The organism is Methylobacterium organophilum (genome assembly GCF_022533465.1).
In the GTDB taxonomy this organism is placed as follows: Bacteria; Pseudomonadota; Alphaproteobacteria; order Rhizobiales; family Beijerinckiaceae; genus Methylobacterium; species Methylobacterium organophilum.
In genome coordinates, this window is the sequence record NZ_CP092848.1 from 1,347,348 (window position 1) to 1,363,310 (window position 15,963).

The 15,963-nt window shown below is 70.7% G+C and carries 12 protein-coding genes; 7 read left to right on the plus strand and 5 right to left on the minus strand.

The window, feature by feature from the left end:
- Positions 1-2 precede the first annotated feature (2 nt).
- A complete protein-coding gene (locus MMB17_RS06225) occupies positions 3-3,419 on the minus strand; it encodes an acyl-[ACP]--phospholipid O-acyltransferase (protein WP_241101460.1) in 3,417 nt (1,138 codons plus the stop codon).
- A 204-nt stretch (positions 3,420-3,623) separates the two neighbouring features.
- Here MMB17_RS06225 and MMB17_RS06230 point away from each other — a divergent pair, with 204 nt between their 5' ends.
- Positions 3,624-4,265 carry a TetR/AcrR family transcriptional regulator gene (locus MMB17_RS06230; RefSeq protein ID WP_241101461.1) on the plus strand — a complete coding sequence of 214 codons (642 nt, stop codon included), beginning with the start codon at positions 3,624-3,626 and terminating at the stop codon, positions 4,263-4,265.
- Between the two features lie 52 nt (positions 4,266-4,317).
- Positions 4,318-4,884 carry a pyridoxamine 5'-phosphate oxidase family protein gene (locus MMB17_RS06235; protein WP_241101462.1) on the plus strand — a complete coding sequence of 189 codons (567 nt, stop codon included), beginning with the start codon at positions 4,318-4,320 and terminating at the stop codon, positions 4,882-4,884.
- A 15-nt stretch (positions 4,885-4,899) separates the two neighbouring features.
- On the opposite strand, the gene MMB17_RS06240 is transcribed toward MMB17_RS06235, so the two are convergent.
- The gene (locus MMB17_RS06240) at positions 4,900-5,919 is read right to left on the minus strand and encodes a gamma carbonic anhydrase family protein (RefSeq protein WP_241101463.1); all 1,020 of its coding nucleotides are present in this window, start codon (positions 5,917-5,919) and stop codon (positions 4,900-4,902) included.
- 99 nt (positions 5,920-6,018) lie between these two features.
- On the opposite strand from MMB17_RS06240, the gene MMB17_RS06245 reads away from it, so the two are divergent.
- Both MMB17_RS06245 and MMB17_RS06250 read left to right on the plus strand, forming a co-directional pair.
- Complete coding sequence (locus tag MMB17_RS06245; RefSeq protein WP_238309509.1) at positions 6,019-6,504, plus strand: molybdenum cofactor biosynthesis protein MoaE; 486 nt, start codon at positions 6,019-6,021, stop codon at positions 6,502-6,504.
- Entirely contained in the window at positions 6,501-7,652 is a 1,152-nt protein-coding gene (locus MMB17_RS06250; RefSeq protein ID WP_420847341.1) for an AI-2E family transporter, read from the plus strand. The genes MMB17_RS06245 and MMB17_RS06250 overlap by 4 nt, the downstream gene beginning before the upstream one ends.
- Before the next feature lie 21 nt (positions 7,653-7,673).
- Here the strand turns inward: MMB17_RS06250 and MMB17_RS06255 are convergent, their stop codons facing one another.
- Both MMB17_RS06255 and MMB17_RS06260 read right to left on the minus strand, forming a co-directional pair.
- Positions 7,674-8,237 (minus strand): dienelactone hydrolase family protein, encoded by a 564-nt coding sequence (locus tag MMB17_RS06255; RefSeq protein WP_241101464.1) that lies wholly within the window; start codon positions 8,235-8,237, stop codon positions 7,674-7,676.
- Between the two features lie 165 nt (positions 8,238-8,402).
- Positions 8,403-9,305 (minus strand): peptidylprolyl isomerase, encoded by a 903-nt coding sequence (locus MMB17_RS06260; RefSeq protein ID WP_241101465.1) that lies wholly within the window; start codon positions 9,303-9,305, stop codon positions 8,403-8,405.
- Positions 9,306-9,583: 278 nt separating this feature from the next.
- On the opposite strand from MMB17_RS06260, the gene MMB17_RS06265 reads away from it, so the two are divergent.
- The 3 genes from MMB17_RS06265 to MMB17_RS06275 all read left to right on the plus strand — a co-directional run bounded on the left by MMB17_RS06265 (position 9,584) and on the right by MMB17_RS06275 (position 13,529).
- A complete protein-coding gene (locus MMB17_RS06265) occupies positions 9,584-9,922 on the plus strand; it encodes a hypothetical protein (RefSeq protein WP_241101466.1) in 339 nt (112 codons plus the stop codon).
- 291 nt (positions 9,923-10,213) lie between these two features.
- Positions 10,214-13,120, plus strand: coding sequence for a preprotein translocase subunit SecA (gene secA / locus MMB17_RS06270; protein WP_241101467.1), 2,907 nt, complete (start codon positions 10,214-10,216; stop codon positions 13,118-13,120).
- A gap of 4 nt (positions 13,121-13,124) precedes the next feature.
- Entirely contained in the window at positions 13,125-13,529 is a 405-nt protein-coding gene (locus MMB17_RS06275; RefSeq protein ID WP_241101468.1) for a GNAT family N-acetyltransferase, read from the plus strand.
- Positions 13,530-13,914: 385 nt separating this feature from the next.
- On the opposite strand, the gene MMB17_RS06280 is transcribed toward MMB17_RS06275, so the two are convergent.
- Positions 13,915-15,900, minus strand: coding sequence for a potassium transporter Kup (locus MMB17_RS06280; RefSeq protein WP_238309503.1), 1,986 nt, complete (start codon positions 15,898-15,900; stop codon positions 13,915-13,917).
- Positions 15,901-15,963: the final 63 nt, after the last annotated feature.

Below are 15,963 nucleotides of genomic sequence, written 5' to 3' on the forward strand. Positions count from 1 at the left end.
CCTCAGGCCGCCTCCGCCGTCGCGGCGCGTTCCTTGGCGAGCTTGGTCACGCTGACCTGGTCGACCTTGCCGGTGCCGAGCATCGGCAGCTTGTCGAGCACCACCACTTCCGCCGGAATCGCGATCTCGGTGGCGCCGCGGCCCTTGGCGAAGCTCTGGTAGCCGGCCCGGGTCGCGCCCTTGGCCTCCGTGAACAGGATCAGCCGCTCGCCCTTGCGGGCATCGGGCACGGCGGCGACCGCGCTTGGGGCGTCGGGCCAGAGCTCCGCGGCGAGCGCCTCGACGCCGGCCAGCGACACCATCTCGCCCGCGATCTTGGCGAAGCGCTTGGCCCGGCCCTTGATCGTCACGAAGCCCTCTGCGTCGATCGCGACGATGTCGCCGGTGTCGTGCCAGCCGTCCTTGGGCGGCTCCAGCAGGCCGGGATTCTCCGCCCGCAGGTAGCCGAGCATCACGTTCGGCCCCTTCACCGCGAGGCGGCCGCCCTCTTCGATGCCCGGGACCGGCTCCAGGCGATGCTCCATGCCCGGCAGCAGCCGGCCGACCGTGCCGAAGCGGTTGAACATCGGCGTGTTGAGGGCCACCACCGGCCCGCACTCGGTCACGCCGTAGCCTTCCAGGATGCGCAGGCCGAACTTTTCCGCCCAGGTCTTGCGGGTGGCGGCCTTCACCGCCTCGGCGCCGGCCACGACGTAGCGCAGGGAGCGCAGGTCGTAGGCATGGGCCATCCGGGCATAGCCGGTGAGGAAGGTGTCGGTGCCGAACAGGACGGTGGCGTTCGAGCCGTAAACCAGCTCCGGCACGATCCGGTAATGCAGCGGCGAGGGATAGAGATAGACCGGCACGCCGGAGACCAGCGGCAGCACCAGGCCCGCCGTGAGCCCGAAGGCGTGGAAGACCGGCAGCACGTTGAAGACCTTGTCGGTCGTCCCGAAATCGATGCGGGCGGCGACCTGGGCGACGTTGGCGAGCATGCTGCGGTGGGCGAGCACCACGCCCTTGGGCGTCCCCTCGGAGCCGGAGGTGAACAGGATCGCCGCCGGATCCTCGCCTGTCCGCTTCACCAGGGGCCGGCGCGGGCTCAGGAGCCCGCGGATCTTGTCGCCGGTGCCGACGGTGGCGCGCACGTCCTCCAGATAGACGAGCTTCACCGCCGTGCCGATCGCCTCGACGAGCGGCCCGAGGCGGCCCTTCTCGATGAAGGCGCGGGAGGTGATCACGGTGTCGACCTCTGCCGCCCTGCAGGCGGAGAGCACGTTGGCGGGGCCGGCGGAGAAGTTGATCATCGCTGGCACCCGGCCCGCGCTGGAGAGCGCGAAGAAGGCGACCGCCGCGCCGTTGGCGTTGGGCAGCATCAGTCCCACCGGCCGCCCCACGGGGGCGAGCGGCATCAGCTTGCGGCCGAGGATGTTGGCGCCCATCACCAGCCGGGCATAGCTGAGCTTGCCCGTGACCGGATCCTCCAGGGCGTTGCGGCGCCAGCCGTGATCCGCCCCGGCCCCGATCAGCGCGGAGAAGACGCTGCGGTCGATCGCGGCGGTGTGGAAGACGAGATCCGACATCACGTCGTAGAGGGCGGCGCCGGCCGCCCGGCGGCGGGTCTTGCCCTTCAGGGCCGGATCGACCGAGAGGGCCACCGGCGGCAGCACGGTCACCGTCACCTTCGGCCACCAGCGCCGGCGGACCTGGGCGCGGGACAGGCGCGAGAAGGCGGTCTTTTCCAGCCCGTCGATCTTCACCGGCACCACCATGGCGCCGGACTTGTCGGCGATGAGCCCGGCCCCGTCATAGACCTTCATCAGGCTGCCGGTGACGGTGAGGCGCCCCTCGGGGAAGATGATCAGCGTCTCGCCGCTCTTGACCGCGTTGATGAGGGTGCGGGTGGCGAGCGGCCGCGTCGGGTCGAGCGGCATCGCCTTGGTGACGCGCAGGAAGGGCTTCACCCACCAGCGCTGGGCGATGCCGTGATCGATGGCGAAGACCGGCTCCTTGTCGAGGAGCGAGAGGGCCAGGGGCGCATCGAGGAAGGAGACGTGGTTGAGGGCGACGATGGCGTTGGGGCCGGCCTTGTCGACGTTCTCCAGGCCCTTCACCTCCAGGCGGTAGAAGGCGCGGAACAGGATCGAGAGGAAGTCGCGGAAGGGGCTCGTCGGCAGCGTCTTCAGGATGATCGCGCCGGTCACGAGGTTGAGCACGGCGACCAGGGCGAGCAGCTGCGCCATGGTGAGGCCGAGGGCCTGCAGGACGGCCAGCGCCAGGGTGCCGCCGACCATGAAGGCCGCCGTCATCACGTTGACCGCGCCGATGACGCGGGCGCGCTTCTCCTTCGGCGTCCAGGCCTGCACCGCGGCGAAGGAGGGCACCACGTAGAGGCCGCCGGAAATGGCGAGGCCCGCGAAGTCGAGGGCGATGCGCAGGCCCGTGGCGCTGCCGAGGAAGTCCCAGGCGCCGATGGGCGTGCCGGCGGGCGGGGGCAGATGGGCGATGGTCCAGGCGAGGTCGAGGCCGAACAGGCCCATCAGCACCGCGCCGACCGGCGTCGGCAGCAGCACGATGCGCCCGCTCGCGAGCCAGGAGGCGAGCCCCGAGCCGACGGCGATGCCGACCGAGAACACCGCGAGCAGGGTGGTGGCGACGATCTCGCTGCCGTTCAGCGCGGAGCGCACCAGCACCGGCAGCAGCGACAGCACCACGATGCCGACGAGCCAGAACCAGCTCACGATCACCGAGCCGCGCCAGAGCCGCGTATCGGCCCGGAGGTCGCGCAGCAGGGCGACGGTCGAGCGGGCGATGTTGGGATCGACCTTGAGGTCGGGCGCGCCCTCCCCCGTCTTCGGGATGGCCCGGGCGGCGAGCCAGCACAGGACCGCCATGCCCATCAGGCCGGCCCCGAGGCCGAGGGCATGCCCGCCCGCCGCCATGGCGAGGCCGGCGGTGATGGTGCCGAGCAGGATCGCCAGGAAGGTCGCGGCCTCGACCAGGGCGTTGCCCGCGGTCAGCTCCTCGCGCTTCAGGTGGTCGGGCAGGATGCCGTATTTGATCGGGCCGAACAGTGCCGCGATGATTCCGAACAGGCCCAAAGCCGCGAAGAGCAGCGGCACGGATTGCAGCCAGAAGCCCAGCACCGAGAGCAGGGCCGCGAAGATCTCCGCGAATTTCAGGCGCTTGGCCAGGACCGCCTTGTCGTAGCGGTCGGCGAGCTCGCCCCCGAGCCCCGACAGGATGAAGAACGGGCCGACGAAGACCGCGCTTGCCAGCGTCACCAGGATGCCGCCTTGGCCGGGCTCGCCGCCCTGCCCGACCCGGAACAGGATCAGGAGCGCGAGGGCGTTCTTGAGGAAGTTGTCGTTGAAGGCCGAGAAGAACTGGCACCAGAACAGCGGCGCGAAGCGGCGCGTGGTCATGAGCGTTCGGAACATGGCAGACACTCCCGGCTGGGGCATGACTGCCCGCCGATCGGTTTAGCGTCAAATCCGGAAGCGCCTTGGGCACGGCCAAGGTTCCCTCCCGGATATTTGCACGACGTTCAAATTAGCCGCGCCCTTCCTCTGCGCAAGCTTGATTTTGCACGGCGTGCAATCTACGCCGTGGGCGCGTGCGGCGGCGCACGGGAGTGGATGAGCATGGCGAAGCGCGCGGCACCGGCGCGGCGGGGCGCGGGGCCCCGCAACGAGTACGACCGGGAGGGTTTCATCGCGGTCGTCGCCCAGGCCGCCGAAAGCCTGGTGCGCCACGAGGGCTTCCGGGCGCTCGGCATGCGCCGGCTCGCCGCGGCGATCGGCTACGCGCCGAACTCGATCTACAACGCGGTGGGCGACCTCGATCAGGTGGTGCTGCGGGTCAATGCCCGCACCCTGGCCCGCCTGCGCGGCGCCCTCGAAGCCGCGCGCGATCCGGCCCGGCCGGCCCGGGCGAACGCCCTGGCTCTGGCCGACGCCTATCTCGTCTTCGTGGCCGACGATCCCCGCGTCTGGAGCCTCTTGTTCGAGCACATCGCCGCCCCGGACCAGCCCTTCCCCGACTGGTACGCGCAGGCCCTCGCCGACACGGTGGGCCTCGTCGACCAGGCGCTGGCGCCCCTGGTCCACGACGCGGTCGAGCGCCGCCGGGCGGTGGCGACCCTCTGGGCCGGCCTGCACGGGCTCGCCTCCCTCTCGACCTCGAACAAGCTCCGCCTGCTCGCCCCCGAGCCTCCCCGCGACCTCGCCCGCCTGCTCGTGGGGCGCTTCCTCGGGCCGGAGGAGCCGGACATCGCCGCCGATTAGCGTGCCGGGCCCGGGGCGCCTAAGCTTCCGGGAGGCGACGCCGGAAACACCCATGGCCAAGCAGTTCCCCGCCCTCGATGCGCGCCTGACCGACTTCATCGCGCGCCAGCACGTCTTCTTCGCCGCCTCCGCGGCGGCGGGGGCGCGGGTGAACCTGTCGCCGCGGGGCACCGAGGCGTTCCGGGTGCTGGGGCCGAACGCGGTGGCCTATCTCGACCTGACCGGCAGCGGCAACGAGACCGCGGCCCATCTGCTGGCGGATGGGCGGCTGACCCTGATGTTCTGCGCCTTCGAGGGCGCGCCGATGATCCTGCGTCTCTACGGGCGGGGCGAGGTGCTGGCCCGGGGCAGTGGCGCCTATCGCGACCTGCTCGCCGGGGCCTTCGCCGGGCAGGAGCCGCCGGGCGCCCGGCAGATAGTGCGCCTCGCCGTCGACCTCGTGCAGACCTCCTGCGGCTACGGCGTGCCGCGGTTCGACTTCGCCGGGGAGCGGCCGGGCCTGACGAACTGGGCGCGCAGCCAGGGCGAGGAGGGCCTCGCGGCCTATCGCCGGGAGAAGAACCGGCGCAGCATGGACGGGCTGCCCACCGGCCTGCCGGAGAAGGAGCCGGGCGCCTGACGCCGCGCCCCGCGGTCAGGCCAGGTCTTCCTGCGCCTTGCGGTATTCCCGCCCATGGGCGCAGTAGCCCTCGACGATCCGGGCGATCATCGTGCGCTTGCCCTCGTCGAGGGGGGCGAGGATGCGCGCCGGGCGGCCGCCCCAGAGATGGCCGCTCTCCAGCACTTGGCCGGGATCGGTGGTGGCGCCGCCCGCGAGCATGGTGTCGTCGGCCACCACCGTGCCGGGGGCGAGCACGCAGCCGATGCCGATCAGGCTGCGCGAGCCGATCCGGCAATCGGCCATGCGCACGTTGTGCCCGATCGTGGTGTCGCGCCCGATCACCACGCCCTCGCCGCGGGTGCGGATGACGGTGTTGTCCTGCACGTTGGTGTCCGCGCCGATCACGATCGGCCCGACCTCGGCGCTGAGTTCGCAGGAGAACAGGATGGTCGAGCCGGCGCCGAGGGCGATGCGCCCGCGCAGCCGCGCGGTGCGGGCGACGAAGACCGATTCCTCGACCTCGACCTCCAGCCCCTCCGCCGCGCTCGGCGCCGAGGCGGTGGCCTCGCGCAGGCGCTCGGCCCGCTCGGCAAGGTCCTCGGCCGAAATCGGCCGCTGCCGCTTGGCCGGGCTGCCGGCATAGACGAAGCCCGCCTCCAGGGCGGAGCGGGGAAACACGGTGGCGCCTGCCTCGATCAGGACGCCGTCCGCGACGGTGGAGCCGTCGAGGATGACCACGTCGTCCTCGATCACCACGTCGGAACCGACGGTGCAGGCATGGACCACGGCGTTGCGGCCGACCGTGACGCGGTCGCCGACCACGGTGCCGTGGGTGTCCGTGGCGATGTGCACGGTGGAACGGTTGCCGAGCCAGAAGCGGTCGCCGATCGTCACCGCCTCCCCGTCCGCGCGGATCACGCTGTCGTCGCCGAGCCAGGCCTGGATCCCGAGCGTCGCGGCGCCGATCACGGTGCTGCCCCGCCCGCACCAGACGGGCCGGGAGGCGAAAGTGGGGCTCACCCCCTCATGGGGCAGGATCAGGTCGGGCGTCACGGGGCGAAAACCTCTCGAGGGCGCCGGGTAGCGCCGTCGCGTCGGGAACGCATATAGGCACAGGCGCGCCGAGTCTAAGCCGAGTCCCGAGGTCCCGTCATGTCGAGCCGCGAGTCTTTGGTCAGCACCGCCATCCGCGCCGAACCCTTCGACGTTGCCGCCGAGATCGCCGCCCTGGAACGGGCCCTGTCCGGCCGCGCCGGGGCGGTGGTGACCTTCACCGGCCTGTGCCGGGACGAGGAGGGGCGGCTCGCCGCCCTCGAGCTCGAGCATTACCCGGGCATGGCCGAGGCCGAGATCGGCCGGGTCGTCGATGAGGCGGTCGCGCGCTGGCCGCTGCAGGCGGCGCGGGTCATCCACCGGCACGGCCTCGTCCGCCCCGGCGAGGGCATCGTGCTCGTGCTCACCGCCTCCGCCCATCGCCGCGCCGCGTTCGAAGGAGCGAGCTTCCTGATGGACTACCTTAAGACCCGCGCGCCGTTCTGGAAGCGCGAGCATCTCGTCGACGGGAGCACCGGCGGCTGGGTCGAGGCGACCCAGGCCGACGACGCGGCGGCGCAGGCCTGGTCGGGAGACCCCGCGTGAGCGGGCCGGCGGCAGGCCAGGCTCCGGGCGGGGAACCGCGCCGGCGCTCGCTCACGGTTTCCGGCATCGCCGTCGTCGCCTTCACCGCGCTGCTGGCCCTCGCCTGGATGGCCTCGGCGACGCTGCTCCTGATCTTCGCCGGCATCCTGCTCGGGGTCTTCCTCGATGGGCTGACCCGCGGGCTCGGCCGGCTGCTCCCCCTGCCCCGGGCGGTGCGGCTGGCGCTGGCGAGCCTCGGCCTCGTCCTCTTCCTCGCCGGGCTCTCCGCCTATGGCGGGGCCACGGTGGCCCAGCAGGCGCGGGAGCTCGGCACCACGATCCAGCAGCAATCCACCACGGTGCGCGACTGGCTGAAGGACCGCGGCATCGACATCGAGCTGCTCCAGGCGCCCGAGGGCGAGGGCAGCGGGCGCACCCGCGGGGACGACGGCAAGGGCGGCCCGCAGCAGGGCGGCCTCGCCGGCCTCGCCTCCGGCGTGCTCAAGAGCCCGGGCTCCTTCCTGTCGGATGCGGGCAACGTCCTCGGCCCGGCCGCGGCGGTGGTGCTCGGGCTGTTCAACGCCCTGGGCAACCTCCTGGTGATCGCCTTCCTCGGCGCGGCGGTGGCGGCGGACCCCGCCAGCTACCGCGACGGCGCCCTGCATTTCCTGCCGCCGGACCGGCGCAAGCGCGGCGGCGAGGTGCTCGACGCGGCCGGGGAGACCCTGCGGCACTGGCTGTTCGGCCAGCTCGTCACCATGACGGTGATCTTCCTCTGCACCTGGGCGGGCCTCGCCTTCCTCGGCGTTGGCGGCGCGCTCATTCTCGGGCTGCAGGCGGGCCTGCTCGCCTTCGTGCCGACCGTCGGCCCGCTGGTGGCCGGCGTCGTCATCATCCTGGCGAGCCTCGCCTCGGGCTTCACGGCGACGCTGGGGGCGCTCGGCGTCTACCTCGCCGTGCAGACGCTCGAGAGCTACGTGCTCACCCCCTTCATCCAGAAGCGGGCGCTCGACATCCCCCCGGCCACCATCTTCGCCGGCCAGCTCCTGCTCGGCGTGCTGTTCGGCCTCTGGGGCATCGCCCTGGCGCTGCCGATGCTGGCGGTGATCAAGGTGCTGCTGGAGCGGCTCTATATCGAGGACACGCTGGGGGAAGCGGCCGAGGGGTGATCCCGCACCCGGTCGCGGCTCTCACGCCGTCCCCGCGAGGCCGTGCGGGCCTGACGCAAAGGCTTCCGCGACATCCCTGCGCAGGGCCGAATCCGCATCCGGCCAATCCTCCCGGTAGAAGGCGTGGTCCCGGCCGGGATAGGTCCTGGACCGCGTGGGAACGGCCGCGTTCCACGCTTCGTCCGGTCGATGCGGGTCGTGGCTGCCCCAGAACATCTGGGTCGGGATGGGCAGAGGCGAGGTTTCGTAGCGCAGGCGCGTGGACGAGACGCAGACGAGGGCATGGAGCCTCAGGCCCTTCGCGACCGCGCGCCAGAGGACCGTGCCCCCGGCGCTGAATCCCAGGCCGTAGAGCCGATCCCCACCAAACCCGCATAGGGTGTCGATCGCGGCGCCGAGGCCGTTTTCCTGGACGAGATGCGCGTGCAGCGCCTCGCCGCTCAGCGTCGGACGGCCGCACAGATCGGCCAGGCGCAGAAAAATGCAGCGATCGATGCTGTCATCCGGCGGAAAGCCGCATTCCGAAGGCTCGCCGTGAATGTCCGTCACGAACAGCAAGGTGCCTGGCAGGCGGCTCGGCGGCATGTTTTTGTAACGTTCGATAGATCCCGAGAGCTTGCGGATCTGCCGCGGCTTTCGCGAAGACCGCTTCGGTCGGCCGCCCCCCTCCCGACGCGCGGGGCGAGGGGATGCGCCAGGACCGAAGCGATCCGATGGAAGTCCGGGCGGTCGGGGTGCGGGCGCCTCGGCCTATTTCTTGTCCCCGGCGGCCGGCACCTTGTCGTCCGTCTTGGGCGCGGTGGCGCCGCCGCCGTCCTTGCGCTCGATCTTGGCCTGCTCCCGCAGCTTCAGGATCATGTCCTGCTGGGCCTTGCGGGCGAGGTACTGGTCGATCTGCTCCTTCATCTCGTCGAAGCTCGGCACCGGCTTGGTGCGCTTCTCCTCGAGCTTGATCACATGCCAGCCGAACTGGGTCTTCACCGGGTCCGAGACCTGGCCGGGAGAGAGCTTGAAGGCGGCCTCGGCGAAGGGGGCGACCATGCGGTCCTTGGTGAACCAGCCGAGATCGCCGCCCTCGGTCTTGGAGCCCGGATCCTTCGAGACCTCGCCGGCGACCTTGGCGAAATCCTCGCCGCCCTTGATGCGCGCGGCGATCTTCTTGGCCTCCTCCTCGTTGTCGACGAGGATGTGGCGGGCATGGGCCTCCTCTTCCGGCTTCATCGCCTTGACCGTCTGGTCGTAGAGGGCCTTGGCCGCCTCGGGCGTCACCGCCTTCTTGGATTCCCGCTCCAGATATTCGTCGAGCAGCAGCTTGTCGCGGAAATAGGCGAGCTTGCGCTTGAATTCCGGCGTGTCGCCGACCTTGGCGGCGTCCGCCGCCTGCGCGCCGACCTTGAGGTCGACCAGGTAATCCACCAGCAGGTTCTTCTTGCCGGCCTCGTCGACCCCCGGCAGCGACAGGGCCGGGTCTTCCCCGGCGATGGCGAGGTCGCCCTGCGTGATCGGCTTGCCGTTCACGGTCGCCACCACCGTGTCGGAGGCGGCCGGCGTCTCCGCCCGCGCGCCCTGCCCCGTCATCACTTGGCCCGTCGCGGCGACGGCAAGAGCCAGGGCGAGCGCGCCGGCCTGCCGGGGAAGGAAGTGCATCGTCATCGGGCGTCCTCGGGATCGTCGGCACGCATCCGGCGTCTTCGTCCGGCTCGGCCGTTCGGGAAGCGGCTCGAAAGCCGCGCAGTGCGGGCCACAGGTGGCGTGGGCGCGTGGCAAAGGCAAGCCTCGGAGCGCGCGGCCGTCCACACGATCGCCTGAGGGCGGAGCGCGGCCTCGCGGAGATCGCGCCGCGCGGGGCAATCCGAGCGATCGTTTCGACACCTCCTTAACGACCCGCCGGCATGGTCGCCGCATCGCGGAGGCAAGAGAGGGAATCGACCATGCGGAGCGCTCTGGCAGCCGCTGCGGCGGCGCTCGTCCTCATCGGAACGGTCGGCGAGGCCGAAGCGCGCGGCCGCCGCTTCGGCCTCGGGATCGGACGGAGCTGGGCCGGCACGCCCCGGGGCGAGGCCGTCCGGGCCGAGGGCGGATCGAGACGGGTCTGGACCGCCGGGGCCGAGGCGGGGGACAGCCTGCGCGGGAGCCTGTCGGATTCCGCGGTTGTCCCCGCCTCTCCCCCGGCCCCCGCGCCGTCGCCGCGCGTGACGAAAAATAGCGGGTCGTGGTGTGCGGCCGGGCGCCTCGCCGGGTCGGGCACGGGCTTCTGCCTCGTCAACTGACCGGCGGCCGGCGCCGCCTCGGCGGGAAAGCGCCTTCGGGACAGTGGCTTGGCAGCCTGCCCCGGCTATGCGCGGCCGAACCGCGGCCCGGCGCCGGACCCCTTCCTCGGCCGTGAGATGTTCAGAGCCGCCGCGGTGGTCCCGGGGGCGTGTCCGGCGTGCCCAACCTTCGTGCAAGGGCCGGCTCTTTCGGATGCACCCCCCGCACTTTACCTCTATAAGCCCGGCTCAATGCAGGCTGGCGGCTCTCCCGTGCCGCCGCGCGACGACTTTCACGACCGCAGGTTCACGATGCTCGGTGCCCTCGCCAAGAAGATTTTCGGCTCGTCCAACGACCGTCGGGTCAAGGGCTACCGTCCGCGGGTCGCCGCGATCAACGCCCTCGAACCCGAGATCGAGGCGCTCTCCGACGAGGCCCTGCGCGCCCGCACCGCGATGCTGAAGGCCGAGCTCGCCGCCGGCAAGAGCCTCGACGACATCCTGGTGCCGGCCTTCGCCACCGTGCGCGAGGCAGCCAAGCGCGTGCTCGGCCAGCGGCATTTCGACGTGCAGCTGATCGGCGGCATGGTGCTGCACGAGAGCGGCATCTCCGAGATGAAGACCGGCGAGGGCAAGACCCTGGTCGCGACGCTGCCGGTCTATCTCAACGCTCTGGAGGGCAAGGGCGTCCACGTCGTCACCGTCAACGACTACCTCGCCTCCCGCGACGCCGAGTGGATGGGCCGGGTCTACCGCTTCCTGGGGCTCACCGTCGGCACCATCGTGCACGGGCTCGACGACGACCAGCGCCGCGAGGCCTATGCCTGCGACATCACCTACGGCACCAACAACGAGTTCGGCTTCGACTACCTGCGCGACAACATGAAGTACGAGCTGTCGCAGATGGCGCAGCGCGGGCACAATTTCGCGATCGTGGACGAGGTCGACTCGATCCTGATCGACGAGGCGCGCACGCCGCTCATCATCTCCGGCCCCGTCGACGACCGCTCCGAGCTCTACGTCGCCGTCGACGCGATCATGCCGCGGCTCGCCCGCGAGCATTACGACCTCGACGAGAAGCAGCGCACGGTCTCGCTCACCGAGGCCGGCAACGAGTTCATCGAGGAGGCCCTGCGCGAGGCCGGCCTCCTCAAGGAGGGCGACCTCTACGACGCCCACAACGTCAGCCTCGTCCACCACGTGAACCAGGCTTTGCGCGCCCACACCCTGTTCACGCTCGACAAGGACTACATCGTCAAGAACGACGAGGTGGTGATCATCGACGAGTTCACCGGCCGCATGATGCAGGGCCGGCGCTACTCGGAGGGCCTGCACCAGGCCCTGGAGGCCAAGGAGCGGGTCACGATCCAGCCCGAGAACCAGACGCTCGCCTCGATCACCTTCCAGAACTACTTCCGCCTCTACAAGAAGCTCGCCGGCATGACCGGCACCGCCTCGACGGAGGCCGACGAGTTCGCCGAGATCTACAAGCTCGAGGTGGTCGAGATCCCGACCAACAAGGAGGTCGAGCGCGTCGACGAGGACGACGAGGTCTACCGGACGGTCGAGGAGAAGTACGAGGCGATCATCAAGGAGATCGACAAGGCGCATCGCCGCCTTCAGCCGATCCTGGTCGGCACCGGCTCGATCGAGAAGTCGGAATTGCTCGCCGACCTCCTGCGCAAGGCCGGCTACACCGCGCTCGACTATTCCGACCCGAACGCGCTGACCGACGTCTACAAGGCCGCCCGCGAGAACCGGGTGACCAAGCGCTTCGCCGTGCTCAACGCCCGCTTCCACGAGCAGGAGGCCTATATCGTGGCCGAGGCCGGCGTGCCGGGCGCCATCACCATCGCCACCAACATGGCCGGCCGCGGCACCGACATCAAGCTCGGCGGCAACCTGGAGATGCGCATCGAGAAGGAGCTCGGCCATCTCCCCGAGGGTCCCGAGCGCGCGGCGGCGATCGAGGCGCTGAAGGCCGAGATCGCCGAGAACCGGGCCAAGGTGCTCGCCTCCGGCGAGAAGGCCGATCCCGAGGCCGGCCGCAAGAAGGACCTGCCCGGCGGCCTCTACATCATCGGCACCGAGCGCCACGAATCGCGGCGCATCGACAACCAGCTGCGCGGCCGCTCCGGCCGCCAGGGCGATCCCGGCCGCTCGAAGTTCTACCTGTCCCTCAAGGACGACCTGATGCGCATCTTCGGGTCCGACCGCATGGACGGGATGCTGCAGCGCCTCGGCCTGGAGCAGGGCGAGGCGATCATCCATCCCTGGATCAACAAGGCCATCGAGAAGGCGCAGCAGAAGGTCGAGGCGCGCAACTTCGACATGCGCAAGAACGTGCTCAAGTACGACAACGTCATGAACGACCAGCGCAAGGTCGTGTTCGAGCAGCGCCGCGACTTCATGGCCCAGGAGAGCGTCCGCGAGACCGTGGACGAGATGCGCGAGGGCGTGGTCGACGACCTCGTCACCCTGCACATCCCCGAGAACGCCTATGCCGAGCAGTGGGACACCGAGGGCCTGAAAGCCCGCATCGCCGAGGTGCTGAATCTCGACCTGCCGGTCGACGAATGGGCCAAGGAAGAGGGCATCGCCGACGAGGAGATGCGCGAGCGCCTGCGCAAGGCCGCCGACGCGGCCTATGCGGAGCGCGTCGAGAAGAACACGCCCGAGGTGATGACCTATGTCGAGAAGCAGGTGCTGCTGCAGACCCTCGACCATCTCTGGCGCGAGCACCTCGTCACCCTCGACCACCTGCGCCAGGTGATCGGCTGGCGCGGCTTCGCCCAGCGGGACCCGCTCAACGAGTACAAGTCCGAGGCCTTCGACCTCTTCAACGGCCTGGTGGCGGCCCTGCGCGAGCAGGTGACCGGCCAGCTCTCGCGCATCGAGATCATGTACCAGGAGCCGGAGGCGGCCCAGGGCGGCTTCCAGCCGGTGGAGCTTGGCGGGCCGGCCCCGCAGATGTTCGAGGAGCATCGCGACCCGGCCACCGGCCGCAACGAGATGGACTTCGCCGGCACGGGCAGCGATGGCGGGGCCGGCCCCGCCTATGGCTATGCGGCGCGCGAGCTCTCCGCCGACACGGCGGTGCTGGAGCGCAAGCCCGACGACGAGACCACCTGGGGCAAGGTCGGCCGCAACGAGCCCTGCCCCTGCGGCTCGGGCAAGAAGTACAAGCACTGCCACGGCCGCTTCGCCGCCGAGGCCTGAGGCGATGGACGTCGTCTACGCCGTCGAGCCGGATCTCGGCGCGGCCGCCTTCCAGGCGGTCCTCGTCGAATCCGGCCTCGCCCCCCGCCGCCCCGCCAACGATCTGGAGCGGCTCGGACGGATGCTGGCCCAGGCCGACCTGATCGTCACCGCCCGGCTCGACGGGCGGCTCGTCGGCGTGGCCCGCACGCTCACGGATTTCGCCTTCTGCGCCTATCTCTCCGATCTCGCCGTGTCCCGGGACATGCAGGGCCGCGGCATCGGCCAGGGCCTGATCGCGGCGACGCGCCGGGCCGCCGGCCCCGAGGCGAGCCTGCTGCTCACCGCCGCCCCGGGCGTCGAGCGCTACTACGACGGCATCGGCATGCCCCGCGTGGCCCACGCCTTCCGCTACGACAAGGAGCGATAGGGGCAAATGCCGGATCAGTTCCTCCCGAGCGCGAGAAGCTGATCCACACTGAGCGCGCCAAGCTCACGGCGACGCTGCTCAATGGCGTCGCGCGCGCCCTCCTCGTGACGCGGCGCAACGCCGAGCGTCTCAACCCGTCGAGCGAGCCGCGCCGCCACTGAGGCGCCTCTGCGAGGCGGTTCCGGCTCTCCGGGCTTGCGCGGTTGGACCTTGCCGGGGCGCCGGTACCCGGCGACGGCGGATGCGATCCGCATCCGGGGCCTGCCCGTCCTCGATGGCATGACGACGGATGTCGGCTTCCGGCGTCGCCTCGATCCCGGCGCGATCGACCCGGGGACGGCTTGCCTTCAGCCATGCCTGTGTGACGCGCGCCACCGGCTGAGTCTTACACCGTCACCTGCGTGCCCACCTCCACGACGCGCCCGGTCGGGATCTGGAAGAAGTCCGTGGCGTCGTTGGCGTTCTTGGCCAGCGTGATGAAGATCCGGTCCTGCCAGAGCGGCATGCCGGAATGGGCGGCCGGGCGGATCGAGCGGCGCGACAGGAAGAACGAGGTCGACATGATGTCGAACTTGAAGCCCTCGCGCTTGAGCAGGGTGAGGGTGCGCGGGATGTTCGGCGTCTCCATGTAGCCGAACTTCATCGTGACCCGGTAGAAATGCGGGCCGACCGGCTCGATGCGCACGCGCTCGCTCTCCGGCGCCCGGGGCCGGTCCACGGTCTCGACGGTGAGCACGACGTTCTTCTCGTGCACCACCTTGTTGTGCTTCATGTTGTGCAGGAGCGCGGCCGGGGCGATGTCGGGGTCGCTCGTCAGGAAGACGGCGGTGCCCTTCACGTGCTGGTAGGAGGTGCTCTTCTCCAGCATGCCGACGAGCTCGGTCAGGGGCACGTCGGTCTTGCGGGCCTTGTGGGTGAGGATGCCCACGCCCCGCACCCAGGTCCACATCATCAGCATCAGGCCGGCGGCGAGCATGAGCGGCACGTAGCCGCCCTCGTGCACCTTCAGCATGTTCGAGAGCAGGAACAGGAACTCGATCACGATGAAGGGCATCAGCGCCGCGGCGGCCACCAGCGGCGAGAGCTTCCACACCCGCCAGAGCACCACATAGGCCATGCTCGCGGTGAGCAGCATCGTGCCCGTCACCGCGATGCCGTAGGCCGAGGCGAGGGCGGAGGAGGAGCGGAAGGTGATGGCCAGGATCACGACGCCGAGCGCCAGCAGCATGTTGATGCGCGGCAGGTAGATCTGGCCCGAATGCGAGGCGGAGGTGTGGCGGATCTCCATGCGCGGCAGCATGCCGAGCTGGATCGCCTGCCGCGACAGGGAGAAGGCGCCGGTGATCACCGCCTGGCTGGCGGTCACCGTGGCGATGGTGGCGAGCAGCACCATCGGCAGCAGGCCCCATTCCGGCACCAGCTGGTAGAACGGGTCGGTGGTGTCGGGCTTGGCGAGCACCAGGGCGGTCTGGCCGAGATAGTTCATCACCAGGCTCGGCGCGACGAGGCCGAGCCAGGCGAGCTGGATCGGCTTGCGCCCGAAATGGCCGAGATCGGCGAAGAGCGCCTCCGCCCCCGTCACCGCCAGGAACACCGCGCCGAGGGCCACCAGGGCGCCGGTGCCGTGGCCGAGGAGGTAATGCACCGCGTACCAGGGATTGAAGGCCCAGAGCACCGCCGGGTTGGCCAGGATATGCGGCAGCGCCGCCAGGGCCAGGGCCACGAACCAGACCGCCATGATCGGCCCGAAGAAGGTCGCGACCCGGGCGGTGCCGCGGCTCTGGACCAGGAACAGGCCCACGATGATCGCGACGGTGATCGGCAGCACGTAATCGTCGAAGGCGGGGGTGACGAGCTTCAGGCCCTCCACCGCCGAGAGCACCGAGATCGCCGGGGTGATGACGGAATCGCCGTAGAACAGCGAGGCGCCGAGCAGGCCGAGCAGGAAGACGAGGCGCGAGCCGCCCAGCGCCTGCCGGGCGAGCGCCATCAGCGAGAGGATGCCGCCCTCGCCGTTGTTGTCCATGCGCAGGAGGACGGCGACGTACTTGACCGTGACGATCAGGAGCAGCGCCCAGATGATGAGGGAGGCGGTGCCGATCACCTCCTCCGGCAGGAGGATGCCGTCGCTGCGCGCGGGGACCAGGGCCTCGCGGAAGGCGTAGAGCGGGCTCGTGCCGATATCGCCGTAGACGACCCCGACCGAGCCGAGCGCCAGCGACCAGAGGCCGACCTTGGCATGGCCGTGGTCGTCCTCGGCCGCCTCGGGGGCGGGCTTGGCGGCGGGATTGTCCGAGGACGGGGCCGGTGCCGGGCGTTCGGCCGCGGCGGCCTGATCGGCCGGGAGGCTCGGCGTGACGGGTTCGGTCATGGGGTCGATGTCGCGCTCGGGCGAGGGCGCGCGGGCGGCCGCCCGCGCAGGTCGAGAGGATGT

Bases quoted from the DNA above. Each gene is read 5' to 3' on its own strand.
- MMB17_RS06225 (WP_241101460.1), bottom strand. From the start codon at position 3,419: ATGTTCCGAACGCTCATGACCACGCGCCGCTTCGCGCCGCTGTTCTGG.
- MMB17_RS06230 (WP_241101461.1), top strand. From the start codon at position 3,624: ATGGCGAAGCGCGCGGCACCGGCGCGGCGGGGCGCGGGGCCCCGCAAC.
- MMB17_RS06235 (WP_241101462.1), top strand. From the start codon at position 4,318: ATGGCCAAGCAGTTCCCCGCCCTCGATGCGCGCCTGACCGACTTCATC.
- MMB17_RS06245 (WP_238309509.1), top strand. From the start codon at position 6,019: ATGTCGAGCCGCGAGTCTTTGGTCAGCACCGCCATCCGCGCCGAACCC.
- MMB17_RS06255 (WP_241101464.1), bottom strand. From the start codon at position 8,237: ATGCCGCCGAGCCGCCTGCCAGGCACCTTGCTGTTCGTGACGGACATT.
- MMB17_RS06260 (WP_241101465.1), bottom strand. From the start codon at position 9,305: ATGACGATGCACTTCCTTCCCCGGCAGGCCGGCGCGCTCGCCCTGGCT.
- MMB17_RS06265 (WP_241101466.1), top strand. From the start codon at position 9,584: ATGCGGAGCGCTCTGGCAGCCGCTGCGGCGGCGCTCGTCCTCATCGGA.
- secA (WP_241101467.1), top strand. From the start codon at position 10,214: ATGCTCGGTGCCCTCGCCAAGAAGATTTTCGGCTCGTCCAACGACCGT.
- MMB17_RS06275 (WP_241101468.1), top strand. From the start codon at position 13,125: ATGGACGTCGTCTACGCCGTCGAGCCGGATCTCGGCGCGGCCGCCTTC.
- MMB17_RS06280 (WP_238309503.1), bottom strand. From the start codon at position 15,900: ATGACCGAACCCGTCACGCCGAGCCTCCCGGCCGATCAGGCCGCCGCG.